A 15,733-nucleotide genomic window follows, 5' to 3' on the forward strand; every position below is an offset into this window, starting at 1 on the left:
GGCATTCTGATCGCGCTATTTGTCGGCGAGCGTCGCTACGCGGCTACCGGCTTGGTCTCGGCCGATCGCACATAGGCGTAGAGTTTTGGCTTGGAGATGCCGAGCATCGAGCAAATCTTGGCGATCGGCATCGTGTTCTCGTGGTAGAGCCTGACGGGCAGGTCGCGCTTGTCCTTGCCGAGTGCGGCCGGCCGGCCACCCTTCTTGCCGCGAGCGCGGGCTGCGGTGAGACCGGCCTGGGTCCGCTCGCGGATCAGGTTGCGCTCGAACTCCGCCAATGCCCCGAACAGGTGGAAGGTAAGCTTGCCCGACGTGGTGGTCGTGTCGATCGCCTCGTGCAGGCTCAGCAGCCCGACCTTTTCCTCGTCGAGGTAGGTCATCCATCCGATCAGATCACGGAGCGAGCGGCCGAGCCTGTCGAGGCGCCAGACCACCAGTGTGTCGCCGGCGCGAAGCAGCTCCTTCACCTTTTCCAATCCAGGGCGAGCGGCAGTCGCCCCGGAGGCCTTGTCGGTGATGACCTTCTCGCAGCCGGCAGCCTTCAGCGCATCACGCTGGAGGTCCAGGTTCTGCTCGGCGGTCGATACGCGGGCGTAACCGATTTTCATGCGTAGGGCCGGTGGCGCCCCGATCGGGCGCGGTTTGGGAAGAAAGTCGTCATCGGCAGGTCTATGTTGCCCTAGTTTTCTTTACCGGGTAGATTTACGTCGAACAGGCCGGTTTGGCAACGCGAGCGGACTCGCATGGCGATGGGCAGGCAAATCTCCGTTTTCCTTACCTGCGACACGGACCGCCGGCGGTGACGCATCCGGCGCTTGTCCCGCCGCTGGCGATCGAGCGCTACCGCGTCCTTGAACCGCACCTCGCCGATGGCATCCCGCTCGCGGACCTCGCCCGCACCGGCACGCTGAGCGAGCGGACGTTGCAGCGCTGGCTCGGGCGCTACCGTGCCGAAGGACTTGCCGGTCTCGCGCGTCTGCCGCGCAACGATCGGGGCAGGCTGCACCTGCCGGAACATCTGGTCGAACTGACCCGCACTCTCGCCACCAAGCGCCCGCGACCCCCGGTCGCCGCCATTCACCGAAAGGTGCAGGAACTCGCCATCGCGCATGGACACCGAACCCCCAGCTATGCGGCCGTCGCGCGTGTCGTCAGGGCGATACCGGCAAGCCAGATCGCCGCAGCCTCCGATCCGGCCGTCTACCGCGACCAGCACGAGCTAGTGCATCGGCGCGAAGCCGCGACCTCGAACGAGATGTGGCAGGCCGATCATACCGTTCTCGACATTCTCGTGCTCGATGATGCCGGAACCCCGGTGCGTCCTTGGCTGACCGTCATCGTTGACGATCACAGCCGAGCCATCGCCGGTTACTTCCTCAGCCTCGATGCCCCCAGTGCCCTCAACACGGCGCTCGCCTTGCGGCAGGCGATCTGGCGCAAGCCCAATCCCGAATGGATCGTCAGCGGCATTCCCGAACAGCTTTACGTCGACAACGGCTCGGATTTCATCTCCGAGCATATCGAGCAGGCGTGCATCGCCCTCAAAATCCGCCTCATCCATTCGCTGCCGGGGCGTCCTCGCGGGCGCGGCAAGATCGAGCGGCTGTTCCGCACCATCAACGACATGTTCCTGCCCGACCTGCCCGGCCACCTGATCGCGGGCAAGCCGCTGTCGGCGCCAGTGCTCACGCTCGACGAGCTGCGCGCCCGCTTCGAGGCGTTCGTGTGCGGCGTCTATCATCGTCGCCCGCATGGCAGCACCGGCGAACCGCCGATCACGCGCTGGCAGAAGGGCGGGTTCCTGCCCGCAATGCCCGACAGCCTTGAACAGCTCGACATGCTGCTCGTGCACGTGCCCAAGCCCCGTAAAGTGCTGCGCGACGGCATCCGTCTGATGGGCAGGCGCTATGTCGAACCCACGCTCGCGGCCTTCGTCGGCGAGCAGGTCGAGGCGGTCTATGACCCCCGCGACCTGACCGAGATCCACGTCTACCACCAGGGCCGGTTCGTCTGCCGTGCGCTCAGCTCCGAGCACGCTGGGCACCCGTCGTTGCGCGCGATCCAGCGCGCCCGGCGCGGCGCGAAGGAGCGCGACAAGCAGGTGCCTGCCCCCACGGAGACCTTCGATGGCGACCAAGAGGATACGGCTTCCCGGCCCACCACCTACCGAGGGCTCCGGCTCTACGCCGCTGACGATTGAGTTCCTGGTCGAGCAGCCGTTCCTGGCGACCCGCGAACATGCCCGGTTCGTCGAGTTTGCCGAAGCCTGCGCGCACTACCGCTATATCGGCGTGTGTCATGGCCGGCCGGGCGTCGGAAAGACGCGATCGGCGCGCGAGTTTTCCAGCTTCCCCGACCTGGGGGAATATGCCGCGCTCCGTCCCATTGCCGCGCTCCTTGGCGAAAAGGTCGCTCGCTGCCGCGCCGTCTTCTACACCGTGTCGGTCAGCAACACGCCCAAGACGATCGACGCGGTGTTGGGCCTCAACCTCATTAAGCTGGGCTATGCCCGGCTGACGGTCGCGGGCGGCTCGCAGGACGAAATCACCCATGACGCCGCCCGCATCGCCTGCCCCCTCGTCATCGTCGACGAGGCCGACCGCCTGACCATAAAGTCGCTCGAACATCTCCGCGACATGGCCGATCGCCACGGCTTCGGGCTGATCCTGATGGGTATGCCGGGCTTGGAGAAGCGCCTCGCCCGCTATGCCCAGCTCTACTCGCGGATCGGCTTCGTCCACGAGTTCAAACCGCTTACCGAGACCGAAATGCGGCTGCTGCTCGCGACCCACGCCGGCGATTTCGGGATCAGCTTCGACCCGGCCCAACTCGACGCGATCGAAGCGCAGGCAGCCGTGATCCGCATCACGCGCGGCAACTTCCGGCTCATGGAGCGCCTGTTCGCGCAGATGCGGCGGATCATGACCCTCAACCGCGTCGAGGAGGTCACCGCTGACATCGTTCAGGCCGCGCGCGATTGCCTCGTCATCGGACCCGGCAACTGACAAATAGCGCGATCAGAACGCCGCCATTTAGCGCGAGCGTTTACACAGGATAAGATCCATACCGTTTCCGGAACCACTTTCTTGTTTCCTCTTCGAAATTGGACTGTGCTGATGAGTTTGAGCGATGGTGGCTTCGCTCATACACTACGCGCTACCAGGCCCCTGCCCGTTTCTTAGGCTTAACGTTGTAGCTCAAGACCCCGGGGGCTCAGCCTCCCTTCTCCGGTTCTTGCCGCTGCGCAAATCCCTCGATCTACCTGCCGCCGTCGTGTGGTCGCACGGCATCATCCAAAGACCTATTTAGGCCGTCATGACTAGCCAATCTTCGCCATAAGGCGCCCCGCCGCCCCCTGCTCTGCCGCGAGATTGCGATTATAAGCGAGCGGCATCCGCGGCGACTTCCACCGCAGCGCGTCCATGATGCCGGCCAAATCCTCCCCGCTGGCGAACAGGTCCTGATTGAGCCCGATCCGCGTCGAGTGCGCACTGATCCCCTTCAGCAACCGCGCCAGATCGTCCGCCGTCAAATCGGGCAGCGCGCCACGGTCGAACGCGCGGCCGATGATCGACCGAAAGATTGGTCCGATCGAGCCCGGGTGCAGCGCCACGGTGCCGATGTCATATTCGACGCGCGCCTTCACCGCCGGCTTGGACAGCGTCTTGCGCAGATCCCACGTCTCCCGGCCCGAGATGCTGTCGATCGGCCGACCGCGCACGGCTGCCCGCGCCTTGTAGCGCCGCACCTGCACCCGCCGGAACAGCGGCCCTGTCGTGATCCCCGCCGCTTCGGTCCACGCCGCGATCGCCGCGACGGTGCGCGGGCTGAGGTAGGCGGTCGCCCCCTCCCCGTCTTGATCGCCCTTATGACGCAGAATCTGCAGCAGCCGCGCTTCGGGATCGATCGCCTCCTCAATATGCTCAATGGCGACCGCCACCAGTTCGGAGGCGCGCAGCCCGGTGTCATAAGCGGCCGATAGCAGCGCCCGATCACGCAGCCCCGGCAGATCCTCGCCACAACTCTCGAGCAGCGCGCGGATGTTGAGCCCCCGCGCCTTGTCGCGCTCGACGTCGCGCACCGGGCCCTTGAACCGCAGCGGCCGCGCCTGCTTCTGCGCAGCCCCCTTCTCGCGGCGCACCGTCTGGAGCCGCAGCTTCACCAGCGGCGCCGGCGTCGGATCCTTGAGCTCGAGCAGCTGGTGGATCTTGGCGATCGACGCCTTGTAGCGGGATAGCGAGGCCGGCCGGCTCCCCTTCCCGGCCCGCGCGTCGAGATAATCGGCCACGGTCTCGGGCGTGGCCGGCAGCGCGATCCGGTTGTTGCGCCTACACCACGCATCGAACGCCTCGACGTCGGACTTGAGCGCACGGATGCTATGGGGCGATGAAGCGGCCTGATAGGCGGCGATCAGGCCCTCGTTGACGGTGATGCGCTCGCCGGCGCGCATCTGCACGATCGTCCACGCAAGGTCGGCCGGCGCCCTGACGGCCGGCAGGACAGCCTCAGGCGGCGCTACGGGGATTTCTGGCCCTTCCCGGGCGGTTTCGGTGCTCACGACGCGCCTCGCTCCTCAGCCGCGCTTGTAGCCCACCTTATAAAGAACGGTCAAATCTGCTTATGTGATAACTGCAATTATCACATGTCCATTTTTAAGGAGCAACAGCATGGTAGACGCTATGGCTACTTTGCGGATATATTTATGCCATGCCTGTTGCCCTGCCAGACCTCTCAGAGCCAATTTGGACCTCCAGGCTCGTCGCTCGTCTGGAACGGGCGGCAGCGGCGATAGGCCGCCTCGATGCCCGTGTTTCTGCCAGTCCTGCCGCTGCGCCGTGGCAGCGACGCGCCACCTGGACCGGCTATACCACGGCGCTGCGGGTGCAGGGTGCCGAGATTGACGAAATTGATATTTTCGGACGGGAATGCGCCGTCAATCTGCCCGGTCGCCGGCCGGTGCCTACCAATCTGGACGATCGTGATGCGCTTCCGATTTGGCAGCGGCAATTGGCCCAGCGCGAATCCCGTTATTGGCGAGACGAGTTGGCGATCTCAACGGACGTCCCAGAAGATTGGAACCAGCGGCCAGCCCTCCTCCGCGCGCTTGAGATTACGGCCCGGCGCTCCCGCGCAGATAGCACGATCACGCCGTGGCTTGCCGTCCCCGGGCTCCTGCGATCGATGAAGATCACTCAAGCCGTGCTGCCGTGCCTGACCATTGGCGACAAAGCGCTTCGCCTCTCGCCGCGCGACACGCAGGCCATACTCCTGCGCAACCTCCGGTCGCTCACCGAGCGGGCGAAAGAGGGCTTGGTGAGGCTACAGGCGCTCGAGGAAGACCGCTTACGCGCCGCCGCAGCCCTCCATGGCGCGCACCGCCCTGGCAAGCTCCTGGAATTGCTCAGCCTTGTCCAGTTTGTCCCCGTCGTCAGTCCTCGGATGCTCGCCGGGCGATTGGATGTGACGATCTCTGGTGCCGGTAAGCTGCTTTCTCGCGCGGCAGAACTGGACCTTCTAGTGGAGGTGAGCGGTCGTCAGGCTTGGCGGACCTATATGACGCGCGATCTGGCTATCGCCTTCGGGTTTGGTATCCGTCCGATAGGGCGTCCCCCTGCCCCGCCCCGGGCGCTCCCAGATTTTGTACCTGCGCTCGCAGAGTTTGATCGTGAAATGGCCGAACTCGATTCGATGCTAGCTGGCCTCGGTGTCGATGTCTCGGCACACCCCACTGATTGAGTTGTAGCGGGGCGTGACCGCTCGATGTCACGCCTCCCGTTGTTGCGTCGGCCCACTTCAGGCCCAGTGCGCGTCAAGCACCTCGCGAATGGCCTTCTCGGCATCCTCCCGAGAGGCCCCACCCCTATTGAGAAGTGTCAGGCGAATTCCCTTGCGATCAGTGCCCTCGATGCGAAGCACAGCTTTCCCTGTCTCGCTCGATACAATCTGCGCCATTCCTGACTTCTTGGGGGGTCCTGACCTTTTGGGGGGATCGGCCGCCAGCGACAATGCACGAACGATCTCCGGCACAGCCATGGGAGCGCCCTCCCCTCCCGATCGAGCACTGAGCGCGGCCGCTTCGGCAAATACGCGTTGGCGACGATCGTCCGGCTTCAGCAATGGCTTGATCGTTGTGACGTGCTTGATCCGCAAATCCTGTGGATTGGGAAAGGCGACCATCAATTCCACCGGGAGACGCGCGAGATCAAGATAACGGCTCAACCAGCTTTCCGTGACGTTAATCCGCTCCGCCATGATCTTTTGCCTGCCCTCGTAATAGGCTTCGAGCGCGCGGAGATAATCACGAGCGCGTTCCAGATCGCTCAGGTCTTCGCGGGCTCTGTTTTCGATGTCCGCTATGCGAAACGCTTCTTCATCCGACAGTTCGCGGATATCGACCAGGAACCGGAAGTCGGGGTAATTGTGGCTACGCAGCCAGCTGATCGACCAATGACGCCGCGCACCGCAGATCACCTCAAAATCATAGTCTGGTTCGCCACGCACACGGCGCACAATTGCCGGCATTTCCTGGCGTCCCTGTGCCTTTATACTCTCGATGAGATCGGCGCATCGCTCCTCGTTTAGGAGCGCATATTCCCGGTTGTGACCCGCCCACATTCGACATCGAGCGGGATCGACCAATTCATGCGTGCGACTGACGACCGATCCCGCTGCCAATTCGGCCAAGCGGTTCTCTCTTCCAGTCAATACATTCGAACCAAGGCCGGGACGACGCGGGGCGGGCGCACCATCTTCAGGCAGATTTATTCCGGCTGCCAAGTCAGCCGCGAAACTCGCATTCTTTCTGCTCATAATGCCGACCCTCTACCCGGAATTGCACCGGTGCAATTTTTGCTTCTCATGCCAAACCTTCCTTTCGCAAACGGCCTAAGTGGCTGGGCCACATGGCGCGAATATCCAATTCCAGCTCAGCGTTGACGCCATCGAGATAAGTGAGGCAGCGGTTGCGCACCGCACTGCTTGTGACGGGGCCATCGAGTTCATAAACGGTCATTAGACGAGCCGTCGCATTGTCGATCTCAGCAGAATCCTTAAGCGGCGTACGCACCATCGCGTGACCGAACAACGTCCGCATCAGATTGAGCAGCTCCTTCTGCATCGACTTGTTCTCGTCGACCTTCGAGGCAACAAAGCGCAGGAATTTGAGAGTCGGCGCAAAGCCGCGTTCGGCCAGCGTCTCGATGGTCTCATCCAGCATCGCCAGAAACGCCGCGGTCGAAGAAAAGTCCATGACGGTTGGAGGCACCGGCACAACGAGAGCATTCGCGGCGCGCAAAACCGACAAGGATATGGCGCCAAGGGCTGGGGGCGGATCAAGGACGATGACATCGAAGCGATCAGCAATGCTAGCGATGCCTTGAGAGAGGCGATCGATAAGCCCCCCCTGCCCGCGCGCCATCCGGGCGGCGATCTCATATTCCGACTGGAACAGCCGCAAATTAGCAGGGATTAGTTCAAGGCCATCGAAATGCGTTTTACGCAGTGCATATTCGAGCGAGGTCATTTCCTCCTGGCGGAGAAACGGATAGAGCGTGTCGTCCTCGGTGAGGTCGAGATCCGGCACATAGCCGAACAGAGTCGTCGCGGAGGCCTGGCTATCGCAGTCGATCAACGCGACCCGATAGCCCTGGATAGCGAGATACTGGGCAAGATGCACCGACAAGGTCGACTTGCCGACACCTCCCTTGAAGTTCTGGACAGCAACGACACAGCACGGGTCGTCTGCTGCCCGCCAAGGTCTCGTGCCGAACAGGCCCCGCATATCATTGAGCTGCGCGAGCGTATAACCTACTCTGCGATTATTCTCGGTTCGCGGCGGCGGCGGAAGTCGCCCGTCCTTTTCTGCGTCGCGGATCGCTGCAGGCGTCCGCCCGACCAGGTCGGCCGCCTTTCCTATTGGGAAAGTGGGCTCACGACGATCATCCGCCCGCGCGCTGCGCGCCGAATCGCGAAGCCGCTCCAGCACCGAGGACGTGCGCTGGGCAAGCGTAGCCACCGATAGAAGATCGTGGGTATCGTCGATGTCTAGTGATGCTGCCACAGGGCGCCCCTTTGCGAAATTCGGGGTACTGTAGCGCTACTTGCGCTTTTCCGTCAAATAGAAGCGGTATTTCGAAAGTCGCGGCGCAACATGGTCGGCATATCGCCTGAATATCGCCAATCACCGCTTATCCAAGGGTCTATCCTGACTCGGTGGGGGCGAAGGAAATTGCACCGGTGCAATTTTCGTTAGGGACGCCCCCTCCGCGCAACGAAACTCTCGCAAAAGCCGGTCCAGGAACTCAGCAACTTCGCACCTTTGAGTTTCGCCAGACGGTCGCCCATCTGCTGGCGATATGCGTCAGCGATGAGATCGATATCCCACCCGCCACCGTTCGATCGAGCGATAGCCGCTAAGGTCTCGGCGTTGAAACGGATCGTTCCTTCCGGGAAGATGATCTCGGAGTTCTTCTCGGGTGTGACAAGCGCGCTGATGGCAGCCTTGACGACCGATCCCACTTCCACCGTGTCGGCGAGGGTCTCTACAGCCCCTTCCCTGCGCGCCTTGCGTCCTGTCGAGTGCCGCTCAATCTCATCGACGGTCGCGATCTGCGCTGGCGCGTCCTTCGGTTCGAAACGGAACTCGATCTCGGTCACCGTTCGGCCTTGCCGTATCTCCTTCCACTCAACTCGGAAGTGAGCGAGCTGATCGATCTCAGCTTTTGCCTTCTCAAGCACCTTGCGACGGAGTTGCGCGAAATCCTTATACACCTCAGGCGATATGCCCAGCGCTGCACGCAGCGCTGCCATATCGCCCTTCCAGGTTGACTGGCGACGATGGAGCCGCAGCGATCCAATCTCATAGAGCTTGAGCGCATAGCTTGAGCGGAAGCCCAGAACTGCCTGCCGGTTGAGAACGGCATAACTCTCAGACTCCTGGATGAGCTTGCGCGCGTCCGGTGTGAACTCCCATTCGATCCAGCCCGCATCCGCACCGTCTGTATCTTCCGCTTCTTCGCGAGACGACGAAATAAGGGAAAAGCGCAGCGTCGCTTTCTTGCCGCGCCAGGACCGGTCGTCGATCGCAAACAAGGTCCGGTGAAGTTCCTCCAACATGTCGGAGATTCGTTCATTACCCTTATGACCGCGGCGAATATCGGCCTTGCGCATCCGATGCGGCCGATCTTGCCAGGCATCGCCACCTGCGGTCAGAATCATCAAGGCAAGCAATCGCGACGCCGTAAGGCTGAGCGACTGGCCTTTCACGAATTTGATCTCAACGATGCTGCCGGGTTTGGCGAACTCCTCGCCACCCTTCGCTTGCAAAGCCGCCGCGACTCGCATGGCACGGCCCGGCGCCGAATCGGCTTGCGCCTCTTGCGCTGCATCGGCGCTTAGATTTTCCGCGTGTTCCATGTCATATAGGCCGAACGCATATTGGCAGATTCGCCTAACTGCTGCCTGACCTGTCCTCTCTCGTCAAGGCAGGACAGGCATAAACACTTTCTGTCGCCCCCATCCGGTCAGGTTAGAACCTGGTGACACTCCCGTAAAACCCCTCGGATTCTGCCGAGTCGCAGTACGATTCGCGTTCCGCCCGTTTTCGGCTCGCTGATGCTCGATAAACGCGGCAGAATGACATTATTCCCCAGCGCGGGGCCGCCAAAAGCCATTGCCCCCAATCGGTCAGGATAGCCCCAATAGGTCAGCTATCTACCCCCGACCGGTCAGGATGACGCCCCCGCCAGGTCAGGCAAAATCCCCCGTGCGGTCAGGACAAACGCGGCAGATCGTTGAAATTGCATGTTTTTTCGGCACCGAATCTGAATCACTTAGAATCATGAATCCTTCCGCTGCGAGCAGCGGCGTTGTTTTAGATTAATTCTAAAAGAACACGCGGGCGATTCGCGGACCCTTTAGTTCGGACAGCATAACCGATTCCCCCCTTGCTGGGGGGATACCGCCTGACCGGTGTTCCACGATAACATCCCGGTCTCGATCCTTGGCAGATCCGCCCAGCGACGAGATGACAGCAACTGAACCACCGCTCGTCGCCGCTGGGTGGACGCAGTGAGGAGGTCACATGATCAATTTTGCCAAATTCGAGATCATCGGCCGGATCGGTGAGATCGACGCCAAGCCCAAGGTCACGAACATCTCAGTATGCGCGAACTATCGCCGCCGCGCAGAAGGCGACCAGTGGATCGATGACAGCTACTGGAACCGCGTCGTCATTTTCAGCGACGGCCAGCGGAAATATATCGATGAAAAGGCCCAGGTTGGCGACCTCGTGCGGATTGCCGGACGGCTCCGTGACACCTCCTACGAGCGCGATGGCACCACCCACTACACGACCGACCGGATCGTCGAAGAGTTCGGTGTGCTCGCGGCAAAAGCGGCATAGGTCGTAGGAGGCAGCGCCGATCGGGCAAGAGGGGAGGGGGCATGCGCGGAGCGAACCTAAATTTCGATAGGAGTTTCGCTTATGCCAGCCACAATCGACGCCGCCGTTCGCGCCAAGCAGATCGTCGAGAGCCTGGGCGGACGCTGGTCTGGATCGCGCGGAGAGTGCCGTTGCCCCGCCCATGACGATCATTCCCCTAGTCTTTCGGTCCGCCTCGGCACCAAGGCGATCCTGTTCAAATGCTTCGCGGGATGCACATCGACCGATGTCCTCAAGGCTCTCGATCGTCAGGGTTTGCACGATCGAAAGCCAGTCCATGTCGAACTGCGCGCGGCGTCACGCGATCTGAGCGGTTTAGCCAGGTCATTATGGCAGCACAGCATCCCCATCGCCGGCACACCGGCTGAAGCCTATCTTCATGCTCGGGGCCTTTATGCGCCGACGCCTGACCTTCGCTTCAACCCACAGACGATCATAGGAAAGGGGAAGGATCGGCGCAGCCTTCCCGCAATGATCGCCGCAGTGAGAAATGAGCTTGGCCTGGTCGCGGTCCACCGGACTTTCCTCGATCCCACAAACATTTTGCGACGCCCCTTCCGCAAGCCCAAGCTCGCGCTGGGTTTGCTCGGTTCGGGCAGCGTGCGGTTTGGTGAGCCGGATGACGTTCTGGGCATCTCCGAAGGGATCGAAGATGCCCTGTCCGCCATTGACTGGTTTCAACTGCCGGTTTGGGCGGTGCTCGGTGCCGAGCGCTATGCCCATGTCGGCATACCGTCCCATGTAAAGCGCGTCATCGTGTTCGGTCAGCGGAACAAGGCGGCGAAGATTTGCCTGAAGAGGGCAGGGGAGCACCTCAGTGCCAACGGGCGAAGGGTCGAGGAGTGGCTCCCATCAGAGCATGACGACTGGAACGATGCACTGCGCGATCGGCTTGCCCGCAACGCCATTCCTCGCACCGTGATCCAACTCCACTCCCACTGACGAGAGGAGAGGAGGCCTCCGGCTTGTTGATCCGGTGATGGGCACCGGACGATGCAATGGAGGCCTACAATGCGCACCTCAGCCGCTGCTCTCGAACTCGATTTTACCGAACCATCCATTACCGCCGCAAACGCGGTCTATGCCGAGCTGCGCAAAGGCGACAGCGTGGACCGACCTGGCCTGCTCCAGGCGATGGAAGCCGCGTATGGTTCAACTGCCGCTGACGGGCGTTGGTCACTCCGCGATGCCTATGATGTGCTGGAGCTGGCCCAGGTCCTGCACCTCGCCAAGCTCGACCTGCCGCAAGAGCCCGCCGAGTGCCTGGCGGCCCTGACCGCGCTCACCGCATCCCTCCCGACGCATACTGTGCGCAGCGAAGAGCAGATCGCGCTCCAGCAATTTTCGACACCGGCCACGATTGGCTACCTTGCCGCACTCGCCGTCCGCATCACCACAGCCGATACCGTCCTGGAGCCCTCCGCCGGCACCGGGCTTCTGGCCGTTTTCGCCGCGCGCGCTGGCGCCAAACTTGTCCTCAACGAGATCGATCCCGCGCGCGCTGACATGCTCCAGGCAGCATTCCCCACCGCACCGGTCAATCGCCACGATGGCGAACTCATCAACGATCTGCTGCCGCTGTCGATCCGCCCGACCGCCGTGCTCATCAACCCTCCCTTCTCTCGCAGCATCGGTCGACATGCCGACCCGCTTGCCGCGTTCCGCCACTTGCGCTCCGCTCTGAAACGGCTTGATGCCGGGGGGCGCTGCGCTGCTATCCTTCCCGATCGCGTGGATACATCGAGCCGCGCCTGGGCGAAGGCGACCGAGGGCTGTGGGATCACGCTCCACGTCGAACTGCCCGCCAATGCTTATGCCAAACATGGCACCAGCCAGATCGTGAAGCTCATTGTTCTGGAAAAAGGCTTCCAGGATGACGTCGCTATCGTTCGGTGCAACTCACTCCCCGAAGCGCTCGCGACGATCATCACTTCCGCCGCCAGCGTCACGGAAACACCGCGACTCTCCCCAGCGCGCCTTGCACCAACCCGTGCGCGCGCATCCCTGCTTGGCGGTCTTTCGAGCAGGCCCCGGCTTTCGGCCCCCATCGCGACGGCCGCCCAGTCTCTCAGCGCGCTTGATATCGGTTACGACGTCTTTGCCGAACCCGTACCTACTGGCGAGGCGGTCGGTGTTTACTTGCCGTACAGGCCGAGCCGCATCGCCATTCCCTGTGCATCCGCGCATCCGACCGCTATGGTGGAATCGATCGCCATGGGCTCGATTACGGCACCGCGGCCGTCTTACGTTCCGAAGCTGCCGGCCGGTGTAGTCGACAACCGGGTGCTGTCCGACGCTCAGCTCGAAACGCTGATCTACGCCGGGGACGCTTTCGAGCGCGACATCTCCGGTCTGTTCAAGGCGGCCGAGGAAGGATTGTCGCTCACGCCGGACAAGGACGGTCGCCCTTACCGGACCGGATTCTTCCTTGGCGACGGCACGGGTGCCGGCAAGGGCCGTCAGGTTGCCGCCATCATCCTCGACCAGTGGCTGCGCGGGCGCCGCAAGCACATCTGGATATCCAAGACCGAGACACTGCTGGAGGATGCACGTCGCGACTGGACCGCGGTCGGCGGTCTTGCGCTCGACATCCAGCATCTCAACCAGTGGAAACTGGGCTCGGCCGTAGGCGCGGCCGAGGGTGTGCTCTTTCTCACCTATGCGACGCTCCGCTCCAACCGGGGGGACAAGGGCACTCGCCTTCAGCAGATCCTCGACTGGGTTGGTGACGATTTCGACGGCATGATGGTGTTCGACGAGGCGCACGAAATGGCGGGTGTCGCCGGCGGCGAAGGCCGTTTCGGCACCAAGGACGGATCCGATCAAGGCATCGCCGGCGTGCGCTTGCAAAACCTGCTGCCTCGTGCCCGCGTCCTCTATGTGTCGGCAACCGGCGCGTCGGACGTCAACAATCTCGCTTATGCCACCCGGCTTGGCCTGTGGGGTCCGACCACCGCCTTCGCCGATCGCCGCGCATTCGTCGACAGTTTGCGGCGTGGCGGGATCGCGGCGATGGAATTGATCGCCCGCGACCTGAAGATGCAGGGCCTCTATGTCGCCAGGGCGCTCAGTTTCGCCGGTGTCGAATATGACATCCTTGAACATCGCCTGACGCCCGATCAGGTCGAGGTCTATGACGCCTATGCCGATGCGTGGGCGATCATCCACGCCAATTTGCGCACCGCGCTCGATGCCACCCGGGTGACGGACAGTTTCTCCAACGACACCTACAACAGCGGCGCGAAGGCTGCGGCACTGTCGATCTTCGAAGCCACCAAGCAGCGATTCTTCGGCCAAATCCTGATCGGCATGAAGCTGCCCTCGCTGATCCCGGCGATCCGCGCCGATCTGGCCCGGGGCGAGAGCGTCGTGATCCAGCTCGTCTCGACGTCCGAGGCGATGCTCAACCGGGCACTGGCCGCGCTGAACGCCGAGGACCGGGCGAATCTGGATATAGAGCTTTCACCCAAAGAGTTCGTCATGTCCTATCTCACGGCCGCCTTTCCCGTCCGTCAGATGAAGACCTTCGTCGACGACACCGGCAAGACCCGCTCCGAGCCTATGTCCGACGAGGAAGGGCGTCCCATCTTCAGCCAGGAAGCGCTCGAAATGCGCGACAATCTCGTCGAGCGGTTCTGCTCCCTGCCGATCGTGGGGTCCGCCCTTGACCATATCATCGGGCATTTCGGGACCGATGCCGTCGCCGAGGTGACGGGACGCAGCCGGCGCATCGTCATCGACGCGCACGGTCGCCAGCGTATCGAGAGCCGTTCGCCGCGAACAAACCTTGCCGAGACCGACGCCTTCATGCGGAACGAGAAGAAGATCCTGATCTTCTCCGATGCAGGCGGCACCGGGCGCAGCTATCACGCGAGTCTCACCGCCGAGAACCAGTCGCGCCGCAACCACTATCTGCTCGAACCCGGTTGGCGCGCTGACGCGGCCATCCAGGGTCTCGGCCGCACCCATCGCACGCACCAGGCAACCGCGCCGCTGTTCCGTCCGGTATCGACCGACTGCCGCGGCGAGCGGCGCTTCATCTCGACGATTGCCCGCCGCCTCGATAGCCTTGGTGCCCTGACACGGGGCCAGCGTCAGACAGGCGGCCAAGGTCTGTTCGACCCGCGGGACAATCTCGAAAGCGACTATGCCAAGGAATCCCTCGAAACATGGTTCCGCCTGCTTGCCAACGGTAAACTGCGCTCGACCACACTTGGCGAATTCCAGACCCTGACCGGACTTGAGCTGGAGGGCGAAGGCGGAGGGCTGAAGGAGGAGCTGCCGCCCATCCAGCGCTGGCTCAATCGTATTCTCGCGCTGCGCATCGCGTTGCAGAATGCGATCTTCGATGAATATCTGGGTCTAATCGAGGCCCGGATCGAGGCGGCGCGCGAAGCCGGCACGCTCGATCTCGGCGTTGAAAGCATCAATGCCGAACGCATCACGATCCTTGATCGCACGGTCATCCGGCGCGACCAGACGAGTGGTGCAGAAACCGAGATTCTGCGCCTCGAAACGGAGGAGCGCTACAAGCCGGTTTCGCTCGACCGTGCGTTGCGGATGCTCGGCGACGACTCGCGCCCGATCGTCAATCGCAAGTCTGGCAGGGCCGCGATCCGGTGCAGCACCTATTCGCTCACCGATGACGATGGTGAGATCGTTCGCCGCTACGAGTTGGTTCGGCCGACCCGTTCCGAGCGGATGCGGCAGGATTTGCTGCTCGAAACAATGTGGGAAGAGTCCAGCGAGGAGGAATTTTCGGCGCTGTGGCAGGCTGAGGTCGAGGAGATGCGGGACAAGACCCGCACCAGCACGCTCTATCTGGTCGCAGGCCTGCTCCTGCCGGTCTGGGATCGCTTGCCCGACGATCATGTTCAGGTCTGGCGCCTGAACACCGATGACGGCCAGTCCTTCCTCGGCCGGATCGTTCCTGCACCGCTGGTGTCGAAGCTCGCGGAAGCCTTCGGGATCAACGCCGCCATCACCGTGTCAGGCGACGATACCGCAAAGCATGTGATGGCCACCGGCGAGATATCGTCCGTCGGAGCCTACCGGCTCAAGCGCAGCCTGGTCGCCGGCCAGCAGCGCCTCGAACTGCTCGATTGGCCGCACACGCGGCTTGCCGAACTCAAGGCGGCCGGCTGTTTTACCGACATCATCCAGCACAGGACGCGGATGTTCGTTCCCGTCGCGAATGCCGCTGCCGTCATCGAGCGCATCGCCGCCTGACGATCGAGGTCCTCTCTCCGCGCCCAGCGCAGGAGAGGGGAGGGGGCCTTCGGCTTTGTGGGC

General features: G+C 62.7%; 11 protein-coding genes. 6 read left to right on the forward strand and 5 right to left on the reverse strand.

From position 1 onward, the window contains the following. Window positions 1-35 precede the first annotated feature (35 nt). A complete protein-coding gene (locus tag GGR44_RS13990) occupies window positions 36-608 on the reverse strand; it encodes a recombinase family protein (protein ID WP_009824027.1) in 573 nt (190 codons plus the stop codon). A 191-nt stretch (window positions 609-799) separates the two neighbouring features. On the opposite strand from GGR44_RS13990, the gene GGR44_RS13995 reads away from it, so the two are divergent. Further along, a complete protein-coding gene (locus tag GGR44_RS13995) occupies window positions 800-2,200 on the forward strand; it encodes a Mu transposase C-terminal domain-containing protein (RefSeq protein WP_004212864.1) in 1,401 nt (466 codons plus the stop codon). Continuing rightward, the gene (locus GGR44_RS14000) at window positions 2,127-3,005 is read left to right on the forward strand and encodes an AAA family ATPase (protein WP_009824028.1); all 879 of its coding nucleotides are present in this window, start codon (window positions 2,127-2,129) and stop codon (window positions 3,003-3,005) included. Before GGR44_RS13995 ends, GGR44_RS14000 begins: the two co-directional genes overlap by 74 nt. Window positions 3,006-3,319: 314 nt before the next feature. On the opposite strand, the gene GGR44_RS14005 is transcribed toward GGR44_RS14000, so the two are convergent. Beyond that, window positions 3,320-4,558: a site-specific integrase gene (locus GGR44_RS14005; RefSeq protein WP_013039113.1), complete on the reverse strand. Its 1,239-nt coding sequence runs from the start codon at window positions 4,556-4,558 to the stop codon at window positions 3,320-3,322. A 149-nt stretch (window positions 4,559-4,707) separates the two neighbouring features. On the opposite strand from GGR44_RS14005, the gene GGR44_RS14010 reads away from it, so the two are divergent. Then, the gene (locus GGR44_RS14010) at window positions 4,708-5,736 is read left to right on the forward strand and encodes a hypothetical protein (protein ID WP_183956147.1); all 1,029 of its coding nucleotides are present in this window, start codon (window positions 4,708-4,710) and stop codon (window positions 5,734-5,736) included. A 57-nt stretch (window positions 5,737-5,793) separates the two neighbouring features. Here the strand turns inward: GGR44_RS14010 and GGR44_RS14015 are convergent, their stop codons facing one another. The 3 genes from GGR44_RS14015 to GGR44_RS14025 form a co-directional block, all read right to left on the reverse strand. Next, window positions 5,794-6,810: a ParB/RepB/Spo0J family partition protein gene (locus GGR44_RS14015; RefSeq protein ID WP_183956148.1), complete on the reverse strand. Its 1,017-nt coding sequence runs from the start codon at window positions 6,808-6,810 to the stop codon at window positions 5,794-5,796. Between the two features lie 46 nt (window positions 6,811-6,856). Then, window positions 6,857-8,059 carry an AAA family ATPase gene (locus GGR44_RS14020; RefSeq protein WP_183956149.1) on the reverse strand — a complete coding sequence of 401 codons (1,203 nt, stop codon included), beginning with the start codon at window positions 8,057-8,059 and terminating at the stop codon, window positions 6,857-6,859. 188 nt (window positions 8,060-8,247) lie between these two features. Then, on the reverse strand, window positions 8,248-9,342 hold the full coding sequence (locus GGR44_RS14025; protein WP_183956224.1) for a replication initiation protein: 1,095 nt from the start codon (window positions 9,340-9,342) through the stop codon (window positions 8,248-8,250). A gap of 739 nt (window positions 9,343-10,081) precedes the next feature. Here GGR44_RS14025 and GGR44_RS14030 point away from each other — a divergent pair. From GGR44_RS14030 to GGR44_RS14040, 3 genes are all read left to right on the forward strand, one after another. Further along, window positions 10,082-10,402, forward strand: coding sequence for a single-stranded DNA-binding protein (locus GGR44_RS14030; RefSeq protein ID WP_183956150.1), 321 nt, complete (start codon window positions 10,082-10,084; stop codon window positions 10,400-10,402). Window positions 10,403-10,483: 81 nt separating this feature from the next. Beyond that, on the forward strand, window positions 10,484-11,383 hold the full coding sequence (locus tag GGR44_RS14035) for a DUF7146 domain-containing protein (protein ID WP_183956151.1): 900 nt from the start codon (window positions 10,484-10,486) through the stop codon (window positions 11,381-11,383). Between the two features lie 69 nt (window positions 11,384-11,452). Next, on the forward strand, window positions 11,453-15,670 hold the full coding sequence (locus GGR44_RS14040; protein WP_183956152.1) for a strawberry notch-like NTP hydrolase domain-containing protein: 4,218 nt from the start codon (window positions 11,453-11,455) through the stop codon (window positions 15,668-15,670). Window positions 15,671-15,733: the final 63 nt, after the last annotated feature.

The organism is Sphingobium fontiphilum, assembly GCF_014196635.1.
Classification (GTDB): domain Bacteria; phylum Pseudomonadota; class Alphaproteobacteria; order Sphingomonadales; family Sphingomonadaceae; genus Sphingobium; species Sphingobium fontiphilum.

Excerpts from the sequence above, each read along its gene's own strand:
- GGR44_RS13990 (WP_009824027.1), bottom strand. The coding sequence starts at position 608 with ATGAAAATCGGTTACGCCCGCGTATCGACCGCCGAGCAGAACCTGGAC.
- GGR44_RS14000 (WP_009824028.1), top strand. The coding sequence starts at position 2,127 with ATGGCGACCAAGAGGATACGGCTTCCCGGCCCACCACCTACCGAGGGC.
- GGR44_RS14010 (WP_183956147.1), top strand. The coding sequence starts at position 4,708 with ATGCCTGTTGCCCTGCCAGACCTCTCAGAGCCAATTTGGACCTCCAGG.
- GGR44_RS14015 (WP_183956148.1), bottom strand. The coding sequence starts at position 6,810 with ATGAGCAGAAAGAATGCGAGTTTCGCGGCTGACTTGGCAGCCGGAATA.
- GGR44_RS14025 (WP_183956224.1), bottom strand. The coding sequence starts at position 9,342 with ATGCGAGTCGCGGCGGCTTTGCAAGCGAAGGGTGGCGAGGAGTTCGCC.
- GGR44_RS14030 (WP_183956150.1), top strand. The coding sequence starts at position 10,082 with ATGATCAATTTTGCCAAATTCGAGATCATCGGCCGGATCGGTGAGATC.
- GGR44_RS14035 (WP_183956151.1), top strand. The coding sequence starts at position 10,484 with ATGCCAGCCACAATCGACGCCGCCGTTCGCGCCAAGCAGATCGTCGAG.
- GGR44_RS14040 (WP_183956152.1), top strand. The coding sequence starts at position 11,453 with ATGCGCACCTCAGCCGCTGCTCTCGAACTCGATTTTACCGAACCATCC.